Origin of the sequence: Microcoleus sp. Pol12B4 (assembly GCF_036701385.1) — a bacterium.
Taxonomy (GTDB): domain Bacteria; phylum Cyanobacteriota; class Cyanobacteriia; order Cyanobacteriales; family Microcoleaceae; genus Microcoleus.
The window spans coordinates 1-19,904 of record NZ_JAUBQR010000123.1 but is presented as its reverse complement, the minus strand read 5'-3'; the positions used below and the strand labels follow the sequence as shown (position 1 = coordinate 19,904).

Annotated in this window: 11 protein-coding genes and 1 pseudogene; 10 read left to right on the top strand and 2 right to left on the bottom strand. The window is 43.6% G+C overall.

Going from position 1 to position 19,904, the window contains the following annotated elements; all coding sequences use genetic code 11:
- Nucleotides 1-659 precede the first annotated feature (659 nt).
- The 10 genes and pseudogenes from nadD (at nucleotide 660) to QUA38_RS17320 (ending at nucleotide 16,974) form a co-directional block, all read left to right on the top strand.
- Nucleotides 660-1,376 carry a nicotinate (nicotinamide) nucleotide adenylyltransferase gene (gene nadD, locus QUA38_RS17365; protein ID WP_333163800.1) on the top strand — a complete coding sequence of 239 codons (717 nt, stop codon included), beginning with the start codon at nucleotides 660-662 and terminating at the stop codon, nucleotides 1,374-1,376.
- A gap of 190 nt (nucleotides 1,377-1,566) precedes the next feature.
- Complete coding sequence (locus tag QUA38_RS17360; RefSeq protein ID WP_006634268.1) at nucleotides 1,567-2,586, top strand: type I glyceraldehyde-3-phosphate dehydrogenase; 1,020 nt, start codon at nucleotides 1,567-1,569, stop codon at nucleotides 2,584-2,586.
- A gap of 423 nt (nucleotides 2,587-3,009) precedes the next feature.
- On the top strand, nucleotides 3,010-3,969 hold the full coding sequence (locus QUA38_RS17355; protein ID WP_333163797.1) for a GDP-mannose 4,6-dehydratase: 960 nt from the start codon (nucleotides 3,010-3,012) through the stop codon (nucleotides 3,967-3,969).
- Between the two features lie 90 nt (nucleotides 3,970-4,059).
- Nucleotides 4,060-4,408 (top strand): annotated as a pseudogene (locus QUA38_RS29395) (sugar phosphate nucleotidyltransferase); the annotation flags it as partial.
- A 380-nt stretch (nucleotides 4,409-4,788) separates the two neighbouring features.
- Nucleotides 4,789-9,828 carry an FkbM family methyltransferase gene (locus tag QUA38_RS17345; RefSeq protein WP_333163791.1) on the top strand — a complete coding sequence of 1,680 codons (5,040 nt, stop codon included), beginning with the start codon at nucleotides 4,789-4,791 and terminating at the stop codon, nucleotides 9,826-9,828.
- Between the two features lie 510 nt (nucleotides 9,829-10,338).
- The gene (locus QUA38_RS17340) at nucleotides 10,339-12,207 is read left to right on the top strand and encodes a hypothetical protein (protein ID WP_333163789.1); all 1,869 of its coding nucleotides are present in this window, start codon (nucleotides 10,339-10,341) and stop codon (nucleotides 12,205-12,207) included.
- 20 nt (nucleotides 12,208-12,227) lie between these two features.
- Complete coding sequence (locus tag QUA38_RS17335) at nucleotides 12,228-13,097, top strand: class I SAM-dependent methyltransferase (protein ID WP_333163786.1); 870 nt, start codon at nucleotides 12,228-12,230, stop codon at nucleotides 13,095-13,097.
- Between the two features lie 56 nt (nucleotides 13,098-13,153).
- Nucleotides 13,154-14,410 carry a glycosyltransferase family 4 protein gene (locus QUA38_RS17330; RefSeq protein ID WP_333163785.1) on the top strand — a complete coding sequence of 419 codons (1,257 nt, stop codon included), beginning with the start codon at nucleotides 13,154-13,156 and terminating at the stop codon, nucleotides 14,408-14,410.
- 67 nt (nucleotides 14,411-14,477) lie between these two features.
- Nucleotides 14,478-15,731, top strand: a complete 1,254-nt coding sequence (locus tag QUA38_RS17325) for a glycosyltransferase (protein ID WP_333163783.1) — start codon at nucleotides 14,478-14,480, stop codon at nucleotides 15,729-15,731.
- 43 nt (nucleotides 15,732-15,774) lie between these two features.
- Nucleotides 15,775-16,974 (top strand): glycosyltransferase, encoded by a 1,200-nt coding sequence (locus tag QUA38_RS17320; protein WP_333163781.1) that lies wholly within the window; start codon nucleotides 15,775-15,777, stop codon nucleotides 16,972-16,974.
- Nucleotides 16,975-17,127: 153 nt separating this feature from the next.
- Here the strand turns inward: QUA38_RS17320 and QUA38_RS17315 are convergent, their stop codons facing one another.
- Nucleotides 17,128-18,051: a DUF4214 domain-containing protein gene (locus QUA38_RS17315; protein ID WP_333163779.1), complete on the bottom strand. Its 924-nt coding sequence runs from the start codon at nucleotides 18,049-18,051 to the stop codon at nucleotides 17,128-17,130.
- Between the two features lie 95 nt (nucleotides 18,052-18,146).
- Nucleotides 18,147-19,904 (bottom strand): tetratricopeptide repeat protein (locus QUA38_RS17310; RefSeq protein ID WP_333163778.1); only part of this gene is annotated, 1,758 nt, incomplete at its 5' end.

The following is a 19,904-nucleotide window of genomic DNA, read 5'->3' as shown; positions in this document are numbered from 1 at the left end:
ATACGGCAGCAAAAGCCCCACAACCTTTTTACCAAGATTGAGGGTAAAACCCATAAGGATTTACAAACACTACCACGAACAACAAAATTTCGCTCCTTTTATAGTCACAAATCTACCTTTACGGTCATTTTCTCGCCCAAGTCAGAGATTGACACGATCGCAGCTATAGTATATATTTTTACTTTATTGTATATATACAAGTTATGCAGTTAGTCAAAATAGTCGCAAAGCCATAGATCAAACAAAATCATTGGTTTTGATCGAGAAGCCGATCGACTCTCTTGGCAGCCCTTAAAATTTTTACCACTGCGATAAGTATATCTACCGTCACAACTTTTTCGACCGCCAACAAACGAATGCTCAGGCGGTCGATCGCGCACTCAAAACAAGTTGGGATTAATATTGGCAAGGTTAATCATCGAGTTCCGAACCCACTCCGACGCTCAGAACCGGGTTTTTAAAGTCTTATTGAAGGTTGGAACGAATTAAGGGGGTTGGAAAAACCGGTTTCAGCGTCCAGGACGATCGTCGAAACTAGGGTCGTCCAGGGGTTTATCACCGATGTGAAGCGAGGGTTTTCTAATAAACGAGCTGATGGTTAAAAGTGTATAAACATAAAATTGGCGCGATGTCTGTATTAATCCTGATTTTGGGGAAATATGGGGAAAATAGCGATTTTGGGGGGGACTTTTGACCCGGTTCACTGGGGTCACGTGTTGGTAGCCGAGACGGCTGCGAGTCAATTTGCTCTAGATCGAGTCATTTGGGTACCGGATCGCTCTCCTCCTCACAAGTGGCGCCCGGATTTGGCAAGTTTTGAGCAGCGGCGGGAAATGCTTGCTTTGGCGATCGCCGATCGCCCAGACTTCGTAATTTCGCCGCGGTCGGCAAATCATTCCGACAGTTCTTTTGCGATCGACACCCTGCTGTATTTGCAAAAATTGTATCCAGGCGAGCATCGCTGGTACTGGATTATTGGTAGTGACGCGCTCCTTACTCTTCCCAAATGGCACCGGTGCGCCGAAATGGCCGGGTTGTGCGACTGGTTGGTGGCCCCACGTCCGACTCAGGGAGATCGAGTGACAGCAGAAAGCGGGGAGATTGGGGGAGTGTCCGAGTGGGGAGATTGTCCGGGTGGAAAACCCCTCGATTCCGGGGGGGACAGGATGCAGGTTCAGACAAATGCTGTGGGCCGGCGAGTCGCCGAACAAATGGCTCTTCTGGATGTGGAAATTCGCTGGGAGGTGCTTTCCATGGCGGCGATCGAGATTTCGTCGAGCCACATCCGGCGCTGTTGCGCCGAAAGGATCGACCTCCGCTACTTAGTCTCGGAAGTTGTCGGGACTTATATTGCAGCCCATCAGCTTTACCAGTAACCAGCGGCTGAAAGCCTAATGCCTTCTGCCTTGTAATTTCTGCCTTCTAGAAAAGTTCAAGCTTTTTTGATCGACACAAAAAGTTAGAAAGGATCGACCTTTGCGATATGATCTTGTCTCATAAGTCAATTCTTAAATTTTTTCAAAATTTAAGCCTGAGCTAGAGGCTGCCATCGTTAGGAGGTACAAGGTGATTAGAGTCGCGATCAATGGTTTTGGACGTATCGGGCGCAGTTTTGCGCGCTGCTGGCTGGGCAGAGAAAACAGCCAGCTAGAGTTGGTAGCTATTAATGACACTTCCGATCCCAGAAGTAATGCTCACTTGCTGAGATACGATTCCATGATGGGAACGTTGAAGAATGTGGACATCAGTGCGGATGAAAATTCCATTACTCTCAACGGCAAGACAGTTAAATGCGTGAGCGATCGCAACCCGCTAAACTTGCCTTGGAAAGATTGGGGTATTGATCTGATTATTGAATCGACCGGCGTCTTCGTTGACCAAGCTGGTGCATCGAAGCATATCACTGCCGGCGCTAAAAAAGTGCTAATTACCGCTCCCGGCAAGGGTTCTGAAGTTGGCACTTATGTGATGGGAGTCAACCACCACAACTACAAGCACAGTGACTACACAGTCATCAGCAATGCTAGCTGTACTACCAACTGTCTGGCTCCTGTACTGAAAGTGCTGCACGAAAATTTTGGCATCGTCAAAGGCATGATGACCACTACCCACAGCTATACTGGCGACCAGCGCTTGCTGGATGCCAGCCACCGAGATTTGCGGCGGGCCCGGGCTGCTGCGATGAATATTGTGCCGACTTCTACCGGAGCGGCGCAAGCTGTGGCTTTGGTGATTCCGGAATTGAAAGGCAAGTTAAATGGTATTGCCATGCGCGTCCCGACTCCCAATGTGTCCGTAGTCGATTTTGTGGCTCAGGTAGAGAAAAAGACTTTTACCGAGCAAGTAAATCAAGTCTTCAAAGAAGCTGCCTCTGGCTCCATGAAAGGGATTTTAGAGTACAACGATTTGCCTTTAGTTTCATGCGACTATCGCGGAAGTGATGCTTCTTCGATTCTGGATTCCAGCTTAACGCTGGTGATGGATGGCGACATGGTAAAGGTTTTGGCTTGGTACGACAATGAGTGGGGCTACAGTCAGCGGGTGGTTGACTTGGCTGAATTAGTCGCCGAAAGGTGGGAAGCCTAGTACCCGAAGGCAGAAGGCCTTAGTCATTCGGCAGAAGGTAAAAAATGCTGATATTTTTTACTTTTGAGTCGATTTCTAGCTGACTTGTTATTTCTGTTTTCGAGTGCTAGAGACTTTTGGCAGTCGATAGTTGGCGAGTACAAAATGAAATATCGTAGGGACATGGCAGTCCCGTGTCCCTACCCGATATCTGTATGCTGCTACTCCCAGCTATCGATCGAACTTTTTGCAATATTACTTCGATCGGGCTTTCGGGTCTGCTGGATGATAAATTTGTTGTATGTTTGTAGTAAGCGCTTAAAATTGCTTTGGTAAATCCTGGGAAAATCCCAAATATTAAAAAAATAAAAATTCCGACTCTAAAAGTTAAAAACCTGAAAAAATAGCAACAGTTACGGTACATTGTTGAAAACAAAATGTGATATGAAAAAAGCGTTAATTAGCGGTATATCAGGTCAGGATGGAGCTTATTTAGCTAAACTGTTGCTCGATCGAGGTTATGAAGTTTGCGGCACCTCCAGGGACGCCCAAATATCTAGTTTCGGAAACCTGGCCCGTTTGGGCATCCGAGACCGAGTAAAACTAGAATCCATGTCTCTCAACGATTTTCGCAGCGTTTTGCAGGTACTAGCGAAAATTCAGCCCGACGAAGTGTACAATCTAGCAGGTCAAAGTTCCGTCGGTCTGTCTTTTGAACAACCCGTAGAAACCCTCGAAAGCATTGCCACAGGAACATTGAATCTGTTAGAAGCAATTCGGTTTACAGGCGGAAAAATCAAACTTTACAACGCCAGTTCCAGCGAATGTTTTGGGGATACCCGAGGCAATCCAGCCGATGAAAATACGCCTTTTCGCCCCAGAAGTCCTTACGCGGTGGCGAAAGCAACGGCATTTTGGGAAGTAGCGAATTATCGAGAAGCTTACAATTTGTTTGCTTGTTCTGGTATTTTGTTCAATCACGAGTCGTCGCTGCGGCCGGAGAGGTTTGTTACTCAAAAAATTGTATCTGTTGTGTGCCGAATTGCTGCGGGTAGTTCGGAAAAACTGCATTTAGGTAATATTTCAGTGCAGCGAGACTGGGGTTGGGCTCCCGAATATGTGGAGGCGATGTATTTGATGTTGCAGCAGGAAGAACCGGACGATTATGTAATTGCCACGGGTGTAAGCTATCCTTTGGAGGAGTTTGTGCAGACAGCGTTTATTTCTGCAGGTTTGGATTGGCAGGAACATTTAGTAACCGATGAGAGTCTTTACAGACCGACGGAGATTGCAGTTGGGAGGGGAAATCCGGGTAAAGCAAAAGAAAAATTGGGCTGGGAGGCAAAATATAAAATGCCCGACGTGGTGCGGATGATGGTGGAAGCGAGGATGGGTAAGGTGTGAGTATTTTTTCAGAAAATATAGCTCTTTCTTTGCAATAAATACCTGTTGTGAATTATCAGCGGTTGTGTACCCTTTTCAAGATGTGAAACAATGCAAGTAGTTATATTAGCCGACGGTTTGGGGACACCTCTCAGACAAGAAACAGAATTTCGTCCCAAGCCCCTAGTAGATGTGGGCGGGTATCCAATTCTATGGCACATTATGAAAACCTATGCCCCTTAAGGATTTCAAGATTTTTTTGTGTATTTGGATTATCAGGGCAACATGATTAAGGAGTCTTTCCTCAATTATGAAGCGATGAATAATGAGTCTACTATTTGCTTGGGCCGTCAAAATCCGATCACCTATCACGAAGAACACCAGAAGCAAGATTTTAAGGTGACAGTGGCGGAAACAGGGCCAAGACACCATGACTGGGGGGGTGAAACGTGTGGAGAAATAAATTACTGATCATCCTGAGTGAAACAGGAAGCATCGCACTGGGACGGCTGAGCTTGCCGATCGACATTCTGATTTTGTGATCCAGCAACCAGCATGGTATTTTAATGAAGGTGAGTTAAGTGAAAACCTTACTCACTGGCCTGGATCGTGGTTGCGGCGGCTGTGAGCAGAAAAGCCGGGGAAAACTGTAAAATTAGATTTGCGGGAACAAATGATGATCGCTTTCAATCCTTATAAGCTGCTTGAGCTGGAGCTTTATTGAAGACAATAAAGCTCCAGCTCAAGCAGCTTACACACAGATATTTCTGACAACAAGCTAGAGCTGTAACCATCTTTCAGATGTACGTATTTCCCAATTTTAGATAAGGAGTAATTACAATGGGTTTAATCAGAGGAGGAGTGCCAACAGAGCTAGCAATAGCCTTGAAAGAAGCATACCATTTGCAAGGTTTTATTGAAACTGGCACTAACTGCGGTGCAACGGCATTGTGGGCTGCACAGTATTTTCCAAAAGTTATAACAATCGAAGCAGCTAAAGAAATATATGAGGCAGTAGTACATAACTACGGTCACTTAAAAAATATCGACTTCGTATTGGGAAACTCAAAAGAGCAGCTTGCAGCAATTGTACCCACGCTCAAGGAACCTTGTATTTTTTGGCTAGACGCTCACTGGAGCGGGGGAATAACATATGGAGAATCTGAGGAGTGTCCGCTGCTGGAAGAGTTGCAAATTATCAACGATTCTGAATTCGATCACTTTATCCTAATAGATGATGCACGCCTTTTTTTATGTCCGCCCCCGAGTCCTCACCGTATAGAGCAGTGGCCGACTATTGATGCTGTTACCAGTTTGTTGAATTCGGGAAGAAGTCGATATACCGTTATAGTTGAGGATGTGATAGTTTCTGTTCCCGAAGGAGCCAAATTACTCGTGGCTCAGTATAGTCAGGAAGTTAGCACAAAGGCATGGGAAGATGAAGTGCGATCGCTCCAAAAGCCAGCACCTGCATTGCCTGAAAAACCGCCAAAGCCTAGACCCACAGTCAAGACAAGCTTGCACAGCGGCGAATTGCTATGTATCGAAAGATTCATCGCATCTGGTCAAGTAGTTTTTGATGTAGGTGCGAATGTTGGCAGTTGGAGTGAGGAAGTATTTAATCAATTTCCTAATGCAGAAATCCACCTGTTTGAGCCAGTTCCTAAAATTTACAAAAGTCTTTTACAAAATTTAGCCGAAGGAATTTGTAATAGTCAAATTATTCCCAATAACTATGCGGTAGGGAAACAAGAAGAATCAAGGAAGTTTGCTTATTATCATGACTCTCCAGAATGGAGTACATTTTACCGCAGGTTGCAGGCTGAAAAGGAATATGATATTAAGCAGCCTCAAATTATCAATGTTTTGACAACTACTATAGATAATTACTGTCAAAGGCAAGAAATTAACCACATTAATTTTTTAAAGATAGATGTGGAAGGTGGCGAATTCAATGTACTAGAGGGAGCTAATAATTTATTGCGCCAGGGTAAAATTGATTACATTCAATTTGAATACGGGGGTACTTATATAGACTCGAAAACAACACTCAAACAAGTTTTTGAATATTTTCAAAACTTGCGGTATGCAATATTTAAGATTCAACCAGATGGATTAGAGTATTTTCCCTATTTTCAGTCCGATCATGAAAACTATGAGTGGAGCATTTTCTTAGCAGTAAACGAACGCTTTCGCTCGGCAGTTTTGGGTGAAGCACCCCAAATGCTTGATTTACAGCAAGTTTGTACGCAGCATTCCATCGTTCCGCGCGGTGTGGTTCACGTTGGAGCTCACGAAGGTAATGAAACTGCATTGTACCAAGCAATGGGCATACAAAGGGTATTGTATATCGAAGCTAACCCAGAAGTGTTTGAAAGATTGCAGCTCAAAATAGCAGGATTCTCCAACGTGCAAGCAGTTAATTGTGCTGCGAGCGATAGAAATGGCACGGTCAACTTGCACGTCACTTCAATGGATCAAAGCAGTTCGATTTTGCCGTTAAAGCTTCATGCAGAGATTTATCCCACCATTCAGGAAACTCACCAAGTAACAGTAGAATCAAAAACTCTAGATACCCTGCTGCAAGAACTGGAACTGGAATCTGCGGATTTTAATATCCTCAACATAGATATCCAAGGTGCAGAACTTTTGGCTTTGCAAGGAGCGACTAATTTACTGAAATATGTAGAAGCAATTAACACAGAAGTAAATTACGAAGAACTGTACGAAGGCTGCGCCTTGATTGACCAAATTGACGAATTTTTGGAGAATTACGGTTTCGATCGTGCTGCAACAACAACCCCGCTTCACCCGTCTTGGGGGGATGCGTTTTATGTCAAAAAGCCAGCCGTTACTATGTCGGAACTTGACATCAATCGATTTGGAAACCAGATATTTGAGTACGCTTTTTTAAGAATCTATGCCAAACAGCATAATCTCCGGTGCGAGACACCTGCTTGGATCGGACAATATCTATTTGGTCATCAAGACCAGCCGATTTCTCAGAAATTACCTCAAATTCAAGAAGTTAGGCAACAAGATGGAACATTTTCTGTTTGGTTTGCAGAAGCTATAATCCCCAATTCGCCAACAATTTACAAAAATGTAGACTTTTCAGGTTACTGCCAGTACCACACAAAATATTACGCTCCCTACAAAGATTACGTGCGATCGTTATTTCAACCAGCGACAGAAGTTGAAACAAAAATGCAAGCTGCGATCGCGTGCCTGCGTTCTCTAGGAAAAACTGTTGTAGGTCTGCACCTTCGCCGCGGGGACTACAGCAAGTTTAATACAGTACCTTTCTTACCAGCACCTAGCGAATGGTATAAAGAGTGGCTCAGGGGTCTGTGGGAAAGGCTTGATGAACCTGTACTATTCATTGCTAGCGACGAAATAGAAAAAGTTATCGGAGATTTTGCAGAATACAACCCAGTAACAGCACAAGATTTAGGTGCTAATGTGTCGGAAGCAGACTTTTATTCAGATTTTTACATATTGAGCCAGTGCGATGTTGTCGCTATATCAAATAGCAGTTTTTCGTTTGCAGCGTGTATGCTTAACGAAACAGGCAAGTTCTTCTTTCGTCCGGACTGGTCAGCAGAGAAACTAATCCCCTTCGATCCTTGGAATAGCGAGCCTCTTTTGTGGGAGAACCCGAAAAAATTAAACAGCGATTCAATACCAGAAGAATTTAAACTAAACGACGTACAATTTCTGCTAACCAATTATCACCTCAGCGATGAAGAGTTTTTGCAAGCAGCTTACCGTAAATATTTGCTCCGCTATCCAGATGAAGCAGGCAAACAGTGGTATATCAAGCTCCTCGCGGACAAGAGCATTACGCGCAGAACAATTCTCGCCGGAATGCAACAATCAGTAGAATTTAAGTGGGTGTGGGAACCGATCGCCTCAGCTTCTGAAGAGGAAACTTACTGGCATGTGGGAGCTCAATGGGCAAAACAAGCCCAATGGGATGAGGCGATCGCCACCTATCACCAGGCAATTCGGTCAAAATCAGACCTCGTGCTAGCCTACAGTCGTTGGGCCGACAATCTAGCCACCCAGAACCAACCCGATGCCCAGGTTGCTCTGAGAGCGAAATTTTTCAAAGCCTTACTAAATCAACCCGACTCAGCCGAATTATACGCTTGTTTGGGGAAACTCCTCGCAGCAAGGGGCAAGGCAGGTGAGGCCATAAAGGCATACCAAAAGTCGCTCTTAATTCAATCTGACTCCCCCGACGCACCTCAAATTTACTTCGATTTAGGGAAAGCGCAAGCACAGCAAAATCAGCTTGATGAGGCAATTACCTCATACCATAAAGCTATTGAGCAGCACCCAGAATGGGCGGAAATTTACTTTTATATCGGGCAAGCACTAGCACAGCAAAACCAACTTGATGAGGCAATTACCTCCTATCAAAAAGTTATTCAGCAGCATCCAGAATGGGCAGAAGTTTACTTTTATATAGGACAGGCTAGGTCACACCAGAAAAATTTTGACGAAGCAATTAAATTTTACCAAAAATCTATCCAAATAGATCCAGAATATGTTGGGGCTTATCTGCTATTGGGAGGCTTACTTCATGCACAATCTAAGTTCGATGAAGCTATTTCGTGTTTCCAAGACCTAATCGATTTAGAACATCACAGGTTTGGTTCGATCGCCCAAACTTATATAGGCAGTATTCTCCAACAGCAAGGCAAACAGGAAGAAGCTAACTTGTATTTTCAAAAAGCACAGCCTGCTGCACTTCCCCAAGGGTGTGGCACTGTGCGGGAGTGGGTACTTGCATCTCCATTAAAGCAAACTAACTACATAGAACTCCACTCTCCCCATCACTTCTCGCTCTCAGCACCGCCGCAAACAATAGATAGAGCTTTCTATCCGATATTGAATAGTAGTTGGTGGAGTCAATTTGAGTCGCCCGCCACATTTGTAGTCACAATACCAGAGGGTCGGTATTGCGAGTACGGCTATAACACGAAAACTGCTGTTATAACCTCAGATAATCAGTTATTGCTAGATGTTTCTACCTGCCCTGGCATACCCATAGATCGACATCCTATTTTCTCAGCAACTAATTTACCACTTGTGGAGCATATTAATGGTACTGTAGCTGTCTTATCCGTAGATACTGGACTCATTTATTACCATTGGATGTTAGATTTACTTCCTAGGATAGGATTGTTACAACTAAGTGGAATTGATCTGGGCAGTATTGACAAGTTTTTAATTAACGGTTACCGCTCACCTTTTCAAAAAGAAACCCTTGAGGTGTTGGGTATTCCCGTCAATAAAATCATAGAGACCAAGAATCATGCCCATATACAAGCTAATAAATTAGTTGTTCCCTCTTATCCCGGTTTTCAGTGTTTCCCAACCAAATGGGCGTGCGATTTCCTCAGAAGCAAGTTTCTTCCCCTAGCACTACCATCAAAATCAAGGAAGCTAAAGCGTATATATATCAGTCGGAATGCAGGAACAGAACGGAGAACAATTAATGAATATGAAGTGCTAAATCTTTTGAATGAGCTGGGTTTTACAAGAATCTTCGCAGAGTCAATATCCTTTGCTGAACAAGTCTCATTGATGGCTCAGGCTGAGGTTGTAGTCCTGATGCACGGTTCAGCAGTCAGCAACCTTGTTTTTTGCCAGCCGGGAACTAAAGTTATCGAAATTTTCTCGCCCCACCAGGTCGTTCAAATTGGCGAACTGATTAGCCATTACCAGAGACTTGATTACTATTATTTGGTAGGTTCAGGAATTCAATGTCCTCAGTTGCGTCAACTCGTTTACTACAAAGATGGTTATGAAGATACACTTGTTAACATTGATTCCCTGAAAAATCTGCTAGAGCAGGCTGGAGTCGCTTAGATCTAAAGAAACAGAGTTTAACTTTATGATGGAGTCAAATACCGCAACAACATCAAAACGACAGCCAATCGCCTCCTCCACACTTCCTGACTCTAGAAGTCGATCGCCCTGGTCCAAATAATCAACGGCAGTTTTTTTGGCTTCCCTCTTGAGTTACTGTCAATCCTGCTAAGCTGATGATCCAGTTCAGATTACACTAAGTTGTGTACATTTGACAAGATGTAACCTTAATGACCTAACCTTAGTGTAAACTGTGGTGGAATCCCGGACTATTGAGAGGCGATGTACTTGATGTTGCAGCAGGAACAGCCTGATGGCTGGGTAAGTGTAACAGGTGAAAGTCATCATGCGTTGTCAGGACTTCTGGCGATCGTGCTTGATGCCAGATTAAATCTGCAGGAACCTATAGCGATCAACTCCAGTCTTAATAGACTAACGGAAATTGCTGTAATATAAGCTGCCATTGGGGAGCATTTATGGGAAAATTGGGTTGACTTGCAGATTAGTCACATGGCATCGTATCAGTATCAATTGCGTCAATTCACAAAACTCTCAAATCCCACTAAATTTAATGTAGAAAAGACCGGAGAATCCACAATGCAAGAATGGAAAAGAACGTTTTATTTTAATAAAAAAGAGTTTTATTACAATCGTATAAAATTCAACAATCCTACCGAAAGAGCTGTAGAGATACCTATTGCTTTTAACTTTTTGGCAGAGATCCAAAAACCAGCAAGCATACTTGAAGTGGGAAATGTACTCTCTCATTATGAAAATCATTTGAGTGAAACGCTTGGTATAACATCCAGACGAATTGTCGATAAATTTGAAGTAGAAGTAGGGGTAGATAATGAAGACTTAATGAACCTACCGTCTGACCAAAAGTACGACGCGATTGTCTCACTTTCTACAGTCGAACACATTGGACAAAAAGGAGATCCTTCTGGTGGATATGGAGAGCAGGAAGAAAACCGCGATCTTGAAGGTCCATTAAAAGCAATTGCTAAGATATACGATTTACTTGCTCCTGATGGCAAAGCCTTGATTACCGTTCCTTTTGGGAAGCTTATAGATGGGGAATGGTATATTCAGTTTAGTAAAGAGTATTTGTATCTATTAGGAAAAAAATATGGAATTCCTAAAGAGGCTGTCTCTGTTAATTGTTTAAAGCTAATAGACAGAGAAACAACTGACCGTGGTTTTAACGTGCTTTGGGAAGAGTTAGATGCTCTTGAACTGAGTTATGTGGAATACAGCTCGCCTTTTTCTCAAGCAAATGCGATCGCAGTTATCGAGCTTTCCAAGCTTTCAAGTGACTTTCACTTGAAATTAAATGTTGAGCCGAGTCCTCTGTTATACAATATGCCCTATGAGACGCGGACAGAATTCGAGCAAAACAAGGCTCTCTTACAGCAAACTCAGAGTGAATTGGCAGAATGTCAGTTGCAATTGCAACTGAGTCAGAGCGAATTAGAACAATCCCAAGCAATCCAGCAGCAGACTCAGAGTGAATTAGAACAATCCCAGTTACAACTCCAGCAGACTCAGAGTGAATTAGAACAATCCCAGTTACAACTCCATCAGACTCAGAGTGAATTAGAACAATCCCAAGCAATCCAGCAGCAGACTCAGAGTGAATTAGAACAATCCCAAGCAATCCAGCAGCAGACTCAGAGTGAATTGGAACAATCCCAGTTACAACTCCATCAGAGTCAGAGTGAATTGGAACAATCCCAAGCAATCCAGCAGCAGACTCAGAGTGAATTAGAACAATCCCAGTTACAACTCCATCAGACTCAGAGTGAATTGGAACAATCCCAGTTACAACTGCATCAGACTCAGAGTGAATTGGAACAATCCCAAGCAATCCAGCACCAGACTCAGGGTGAATTGGAACAATCTCAAGCAATCCAGCACCAGACTCAGAGCGAATTGGAACAATCCCAGTTACAACTGCATCAGACTCAGAGTGAATTGGAACAATTCCAGTTACAACTCCATCAGACTCAGAGCGAATTGGAACAATCCCAGTTACAACTCCATCAGACTCAGAGTGAATTGGAAAGATTAAAGTTTTCGCAAGCTAGGGTTAGAGAAACTGAGGTCAAAAGTCAGATGCAGTACAAAGACTTATTGTGGGAGGGGTGGTACGCTTATTGCAAAGGCGATAGGGCGGGGATGGCTAACTTTCTTAAAGAATCCTTGAAGTGCACGCCTTTTTCAACAACAGAAACAGTTTTGAACTGGTTAGAAAATTTTGCTCGCTTTTCGTCAGAAAAAGGAGATATCCTCGATACCAATAGCTTAGTTAACTCAGCAGAATGGAAAGAATTGATGCGTCGAAGCATTAATGGCAAGACAGTGCTGACCATCCATTAGTAAGATATTGCAAGGAAGCTATGATTACAAACTCGGGTTTCAGTATTGAGAAAACTACTATTAAGCATCAGCCATTGATTGTCAATGACGAGCCAAACTTAACCAATCCAGTCTCGCAAATGGCCACCGAGGCCCAGTGTCGATCGGATGCCTTCTACTATTGGTGTGAGGAAACTCGTCTGCCGCACGAGCCAATATTTCATCGAAAATTGTGGGAGTACGCCTATATCCTCCAGTGTCTGTCTGAGGCGGGCATGATGTCACCAGGCAGGCGCGGACTAGGTTTTGGTGTCGGTCAGGAACCATTAGTAGCTGTAATGGCTGCGCGAGGCTGCGAAGTGGTGGCGACAGACCTAGATTCAGAGGAAGCCACTAAGCAGGGATGGGCAGGTACCGGTCAATATGCAGCCACGCTAGAGGCACTTAACGATCGCGGCATCTGCCCCCCCCAACGCTTCGCATCAAAGGTGAGTTACCGCGTGGCAGATATGAACAAGATAGATCCTGATTTGGTCGGCTTCGATTTTGTCTATTCGTCTTGCGCTTTCGAGCACGTCGGCTCCATCGAACTGGGGCTGCAATTTGTCAAAAACAGCATTAAGTGCCTGCGTCCGGGGGGAATAGCAGTACATACCACCGAATTCAACGTTTTTTCTAATGACGCGACGATCGACCACCAACAGACTGTACTGTTTCGACGGCAGGACATCGACAGACTCGCAGCAGAGTTGACAAGCCAAGGACACGAAATAGTCCTCAACTACAACACTGGAAGCGGACCATTCGATCGTCACATAGACGTACCGCCCTGGTCGGGAATACACTTAAAGCTTCAGTTAGAACAATATGTCACAACATCCTTGGGGCTGCTCATTAAAAAGGCTTCATAGATTAAATCGTTTTTCAATCATATTCAGACATTTCTACTCACCCAAAACCAAGACGAATGTTAAATCATAAACTAAATAATTCTTTGGGTGTAAATTTAGCCGGTCATATAACCGGTGATTTTGGGCTAGCGGAAGCCGCTAGAGGAAATCTCCGAGCCATAGAAGCAGCCAGAATTCCCTTTGCGGTTAAGGATCTGAAAATAGATTGGTTACCCAACTCCGATACCAGCTACAAAAAATTTTCCGACGACAATCCATATCCCATCAATATAGTCCAAACCAATCCTAATTGGGTTGAGCAGATTTTAGCAGGATACTTTCCCGGCATTGGTTCTGAATATTTCAAAGGCAAATACAATATAGGTGTCTGGTTATGGGAACTGCCCGTATTTCCCTCTGAATGGCAGTGGGCATTTGATTTATTTGATGAAATCTGGACTACCAGTAACTTTTGTGCAGAAGCATTTGCGACTGTCTCCCAAGTTCCTGTACTCAAAATTCCTGTTAGCCTCGCCTTCCCGCAACCTCTATTAACAAGAGAAAAGTTAAACTTACCCAAAGATAAGTTTATTTTTCTTTTCATGTTTGACTTTGGCAGTTCCTTTGAACGGAAAAATCCCTTTGCCACCGTTGAGGCATTTAAACGAGCTTTTGGTAAATCTAATCCCGATGTTTTACTCGTTCTCAAGTTTGCCAATGCTCATCTTTTTCCGCAACGGCGGCAGGAACTAATTGATTTAGCTGAGGGTTGGTCATCTCTTCAGTTTATAGACGGACATTTGAAAAAAGAAGAGATTCACGGCTTGGTTAATAGTTGTGACTGTTATGTGTCTCTGCATCGGGCTGAGGGCTTCGGTTTAACAATGTCGGAAGCGATGTACTACGGCAAGCCAGTAATAGCCACCGCCTATTCATCTAATATGGAATTTATGAATGTTGGCAATAGTTTTCCGGTTAAATACGAACTGGTGACAACAACTGAAGATTATGGAGCTTATCCCAAAGGCAGTGTCTGGGCGGAACCAGATATCGATCATGCTGCGTCTCTCATGCAGTTTGTATTTGAGAATTATCAGGAAGCTCAGAAAATAGGAAAAATAGCAGCAAAGGAAATCAGGTCTTTATTAAATCCTCAAGCTGTAGGTATAAAAATAAAAAATCGCCTTGAATTTATTAGGGGACATCTAAATAATACCCAGTTGTCAAATCGGTTCCATGAACTTCAGACAGAAAGAGATTTATTGGCTCGTCAAGCCCAAGCTTGGAGGCAGACAGCATTACAGGTACAGAAAGAGTTAGCAAAACACTCTTAATTTCAACTACAATAGGGCTGAATTCTCAAGCATTTATTTTCAATGTCTCTTAAGTAGAAGACTTACTATGTTAAATCAAACCCTAGATTCTAATTTCGGTATCAACTTTATAGGACACCTGAGCGGTGAATATGGTCTGGGAGAAGGTTCGAGGGCTACTCTGAGAGCGATCGAAGCTGCTGGTGTTCCCTTTGCACTCAAGGATATTAAGGTAGATTGGCATCGAAATTTAGATAACAGCTACACAAGTTTTTCCGAGCAAAATCCCTATCCCATTAACCTGATTCACACTCTGCCAGAACCCGTTGTTTTCAACATGGTTGATCGCGAATGCTTTAAAGGTCGATACAATATTGGTTTCTGGGCTTGGGAACTGCCGATATTTCCTCCAGGGTGGCTGTACGCTTTTTCTTTATTTGACGAGATATGGACTTATAGCAATTACTGTGCTGAAGCCATCGCGCCCGTATCCCCCGTCCCTGTGATTAAGATGATGTCCAGCCTTGAATTTCCCGAACCGTCGTTTGATAGAGAGCAATTAGGATTACCCCAAGACAAATTTATTTTTTTGTTCATGTTTGACTTCCACAGTACCATAGGTCGGAAAAATCCCTTTGCTACTTTGGAGGCATTTAAGCGAGCTTTTGCTCAATCGAATGAAGATGTCTTACTGGTACTCAAGTTTTCTAATGGCAGCTTTTTCCCCAAAGAGCGAGACCAACTCAAAGCGCAAGCAGCAGGCTGGCCAGTTCACTTTATAGATGGGCATTTAAAGAGAGAAGAACTTCATGCTTTAGTTGCCAATTGCGACTGCTATGTTTCTCTGCACCGGGCCGAAGGTTTTGGTTTAACAATGGCGGAAGCGATGTACTACGGCAAACCCGTAATCGCCACTGGCTACTCATCCAATATGGAATTTATGAATGTCGGCAATAGTTTTCCAGTAAAATATGACATAGTGACGCTGACAGAAGATTATGGGCCTTACTTTAAAGGTAATTACTGGGCAGATCCCCATATCGATCATGCAGCATCATTAATGCAGTATGTTGTTGAAAATCCCCAGGAAGCACAACAAGTAGGAGCAAGAGCAGCTCAAGAAATCAAGTCTTTACTGAGTCCTCAACTTCTAGGCACGAAAATCAAAAATCGATTGGAAATCATTAGAAACAGAATGAACCAATCTACAAACTGGTCAACTCGCATCCATCAGATGCAGCAAGAGACGGCTTTGGCTCATTCTCAAATCCAAGTTTGGCGGCAGACAACACAGCAAGTTCAATCTGAACTAGTGCAACACCACAGGCTTGCTAAAACTTAAAAAGTTTAATTTACTGTAGATATTTGTTATTAGGAGTTCAATCATGTTCAATAACACAAATTTTAAGTTTGGAGTTAATATTATCGGTCATGTTAGTGGCGAGTTTGGTTTGGGCGGGGGTGTGCGAGGGACTATCAGAGCGATAGAAGCAGCTAACATTCCTTTTACAATCAAGGATCTGAAAGAAGATTCGCAACGCAACTTAGATTCTACATACACCAATTTTTCCAGCGATCATTCTTATCCCATTAATATCGTCCATACTAACCCGCACGAGTCATTGTTGAATTGTATCGATCCTGAATATTTTAAGGATCGCTATAATATTGGTTTTTGGATTTGGGAACTTCCGGTATTTCCAAATTTTTTTATGGGGGCTTTTAATCGATTTGATGAGGTGTGGACTTACAGTAATTATACTGCTGAAACTATTTCCGATGTCTCGCCTCTTCCCGTGGTCAAATTACCACCTAGCATTTATTTACCGCCCAACGAATTGGGCAGAGAAGCTTTAGAATTACCCACAGACAAATTTATTTTTCTGTTCATGTTCGACATGGGTAGCGGTTTTGAGCGAAAAAATCCTTTTGCTACCATTAAGGCGTTTAAAAAAGCTTTTGGGAAGTCTAATGAAGATGTTTTACTGATTATTAAGGTTAGACCTCATCCTTATTATCAAAATCAGTACGATCAACTAAAGGCAATGACAGAAGACTGGCCATCTATTCAACTTATCGAAGGGCATTTGAGCAAGGAAGATGTTCATGGGTTAGTAGATAATTGTAACTGCTATGTATCGCTACATCGGGCTGAGGGTTTTGGCTTGACTATGGCGGAGGCAATGTATTACGGCAAGCCAGTCATAGCTACGGCTTATTCATCCAATACCGATTTTATGAATGTCGGCAATAGTTTTTTGGTCAAGTACGATCTAGTGGCAACGACTGAAGCTTATGGACTTTACCCACAAGGTAGTATCTGGGCTGAGCCGGATATCGAGCATACAGTGGAGCTGATGCAGTATGTCTTTCAAAATTATCCGCAAGCACAGCAAGTAGGAGTGAGAGGAGCTAAGGAGATTAGGTCTTTATTGAGTCCAGAGGTTATCGGTCAAAAAATTAGACATCGCCTGGAATATATTACCAGGACAATAGAAGAAAAAAGCTGGTATGAATCCCAAGCTCAAGCTTGGAAACAAGCGGCTTTGGAAGCTCAAAGAGAATTAGAGCGATCAAGGTTTTAACGCAATAGGGTTCAGACAAAATAGGGCTACACTTACAGCGTATCCCAGGTTGATGAAGTGCAGCTTGAGACACGGCTGCTCCCTGTGTCCCTACCGGGATAGATCGGATCTGCAGCGTACTTCACAAACCTGGAATTTTCTATATCAACAACCCTAACAATCTTCTGCTCGCATACAGCAAATGTAGAAACAATAGGATTTATCGGGATTATCATTTATGAGTTGACTGTTCATAAATTCATGGTTAAAATGTTCCATGGTAGATTTTTCAATTGCTGTTGATAAATCGATAATTCCCTTGGTTTCAATGATTTTGAAGTTATGTTTCTCTAAGAGTTTGCATAAATCTTCCCAATAATACTCTATTTTGTGTTCGGGATGGATATAGTTATCAGGGCATTGTAGCTTGGTGGCTCGCCTATTTGGTGTATCTAGTGCTAGCTTCCCACCTGGCTTTAATAATTTGTATGCTCGATCGAAAACTGCTTCAGCCTCTTCAGGGGTTATGTGTTCTATAGATTCTCCAGACCAAATCAAGTCAAAAAAGTTTTCCTCAAATGAATCTAAATCATTCATACTGCCATAGACATATTCAATTTCACAACCTTGGTGGTTAATGTGTTTTGGCCACTCCGGCCCGGGAAACATCATTTGATCAGGATGAAAGTCTAATATATAGAGCTTTTCCGGTAGATTAGAATAGCCTAGTTGCAATAAAGCACCTTTTTGATCAGAGGCCGAATAACCTCCCAAATCTAAAACAACTTTAGCCGGTGGAAGTAGTGTTTTCACCATTTTCATTCTGCCACTGTGAAGTCTATGAAGAGTTTGGTTCCCCTCTCCTCCACCTGGAAGGCGTCTTTGAAATTCCTCTGACTCAACCATTTTTTTGATGACATCAGCTCGACTCAAACCACCCTTGATATCGTTTAACCACGCTTCTAGCCCATCCGGGTCTGCTTCACGATCGAAGATGACCCAATAAGCCATCCACAGAAAACTTTTGTCGCTTTTAGTGTGAGTGGATAAAGTCTTTTGGATACTTGATTCTAAACGCTGGGTTTCTTCAGGGGTCATGAATGCTCCTTCAATAGCGATGGGATTGTTTTCAGGAAAATAGTATTTCTGATGTTAGGTTAACCTACGAAATACATGGCAAATGAGAGGGTAAATTAGAAAATTTTTGGTTCTAACTCTAAGGCGTGACGGTAACAAGAACTCGCTTCATCTATTCGCCCTTTTTTGGTCAATACTTCCCCTAAATTATAGTGGAACCATGAGAAATCAGACTTAAGTTCTATGGCGCGGCGGTAACAAGCGATCGCTCCCTCCACATCTCCTTGATGTCGCAGCATATCCCCTAAATTGTTGTGGATATAGGGATCGTCAGGTTTTAACTCGATCGCGCGACGGTAACAGTTCATCGCTTCCTCCCGCTGACCTTTTGCACTCAAAACATCCCCTAACAATTGGTAAGGTTTATACTCATTTGGTTGAACCTCTATAGCGCGGCGGTAACAAGCGATCGCCCGATCTGTATCATTCTTTTGCGCGAAAAGCAACCCCAACTGCAAGTGCGCCTCATCACATTCGGGATTTACCTGCAACGCCATCTGATAAAAGACGATCGCCCCATCCGGCCAACTGTGCCGCACCAAAGCATTAGCCAACTCAACATAAAGGTCAGCATCATTCGGCGCAATCTCCAGCGCCTTGTGATACAACTGCACGTCATCACGATTCTCCTGAATCGCCCGCCGGTACAAACGCATCGCCTCCTTCAAATCCCACTGTGATCGCATCCTCAAAGCATCAGCCAACTTTTGCGAAAGCCACGGCAAATCCGCCTGAATTTCCTCAGCCCGGCGGTAAGCGGCGATCGACTCATCCCACCGTTCCAGCTTCTCAAAAGCCGTTGCCATGTTGTAATAAGTCCAAGGAAAATCAGGATTTAACTCGGCCGCCCGTCGGTAAACATCGATCGCTTCCTCCCACCTTTCCATTTCTAGCAGCACGTCGCCTAATTTGCTCTGCGACCAGAAGAAATTCGGATTAACTTCGTTAGCACGCCGGTAGGCAACAACCGCCTCATCCCAACGTTCCAAATTCACCAGCGCTTCTGCTAAATTGTTGTGCGCCCAAAAATGGTCGGGATTGAGTTCGATCGACCTTTGGTAAGCCGAAATTGCCTCATCCCACCTTCCCAGCTTAATCAGCGCGTCTGCTAAATAGTTGTGCGACCAACTGAAATCAGGATTTAATTCTGTTGCTTTCCGGTAAGACTCTACAGCTTCTTCCCACCGTTCCAACTTAACCAGCACATCTGCTAAATTGTTGTGAGACCAGCTAAAATCTGGATTTAATTCGATCGCATTGCGGTAAGCATTTACAGCTTCCTCCCACCGTTCCAACTTAACCAGCGACTCAGCTAAATTGTTGTGCGACCAAGAAAGATTAGGATTGTTTCTAATGGCATTAGTGTAAGCATCTACCGCCGCTTCCCACTGTTCTTGACCCTTAAGAATTTCGCCCAATTCGTGATAAGCTGCACCAGCATTTGGGTTCAACTCTACCGCGCGCCGGTAACACTCAATTCCCTTCTCTACCTTACCTTGCTCGATCAAAGTTTTGGCTAAATTTTCGTGTTCCTCGGCGGTGCCGGATTTCGGGTCGATCGCAAATGCTCGATACCAAGCCTCAGCCGCCTCCTCCGACTTTCCTAACTGAGTTAACAGTTTTGCAAAATTGCGGAAAGCACCGGCAAAATCTGGTTTCAGGGCGATCGCCTTTTCGTAAGCAGAAACTGCTTGCTGCCACTGTTCCTGCTGCGCGCAAATGCTGCCGTAATTAGCATAAGCTTCGGCAAAATTAGGGTTAATTTCTATTGCTTTGACATAGCAACTTTTAGCTTCATCAATTTTCCCGCCAGC

Excerpts from the sequence above, each read along its gene's own strand:
- QUA38_RS17315 (WP_333163779.1), bottom strand. The coding sequence starts at position 18,051 with ATGACCCCTGAAGAAACCCAGCGTTTAGAATCAAGTATCCAAAAGACT.
- QUA38_RS17345 (WP_333163791.1), top strand. The coding sequence starts at position 4,789 with ATGGGTTTAATCAGAGGAGGAGTGCCAACAGAGCTAGCAATAGCCTTG.
- QUA38_RS17330 (WP_333163785.1), top strand. The coding sequence starts at position 13,154 with ATGTTAAATCATAAACTAAATAATTCTTTGGGTGTAAATTTAGCCGGT.
- QUA38_RS17340 (WP_333163789.1), top strand. The coding sequence starts at position 10,339 with ATGGCATCGTATCAGTATCAATTGCGTCAATTCACAAAACTCTCAAAT.
- QUA38_RS17335 (WP_333163786.1), top strand. The coding sequence starts at position 12,228 with ATGATTACAAACTCGGGTTTCAGTATTGAGAAAACTACTATTAAGCAT.
- QUA38_RS17320 (WP_333163781.1), top strand. The coding sequence starts at position 15,775 with ATGTTCAATAACACAAATTTTAAGTTTGGAGTTAATATTATCGGTCAT.
- QUA38_RS17325 (WP_333163783.1), top strand. The coding sequence starts at position 14,478 with ATGTTAAATCAAACCCTAGATTCTAATTTCGGTATCAACTTTATAGGA.
- QUA38_RS17355 (WP_333163797.1), top strand. The coding sequence starts at position 3,010 with ATGAAAAAAGCGTTAATTAGCGGTATATCAGGTCAGGATGGAGCTTAT.
- nadD (WP_333163800.1), top strand. The coding sequence starts at position 660 with ATGGGGAAAATAGCGATTTTGGGGGGGACTTTTGACCCGGTTCACTGG.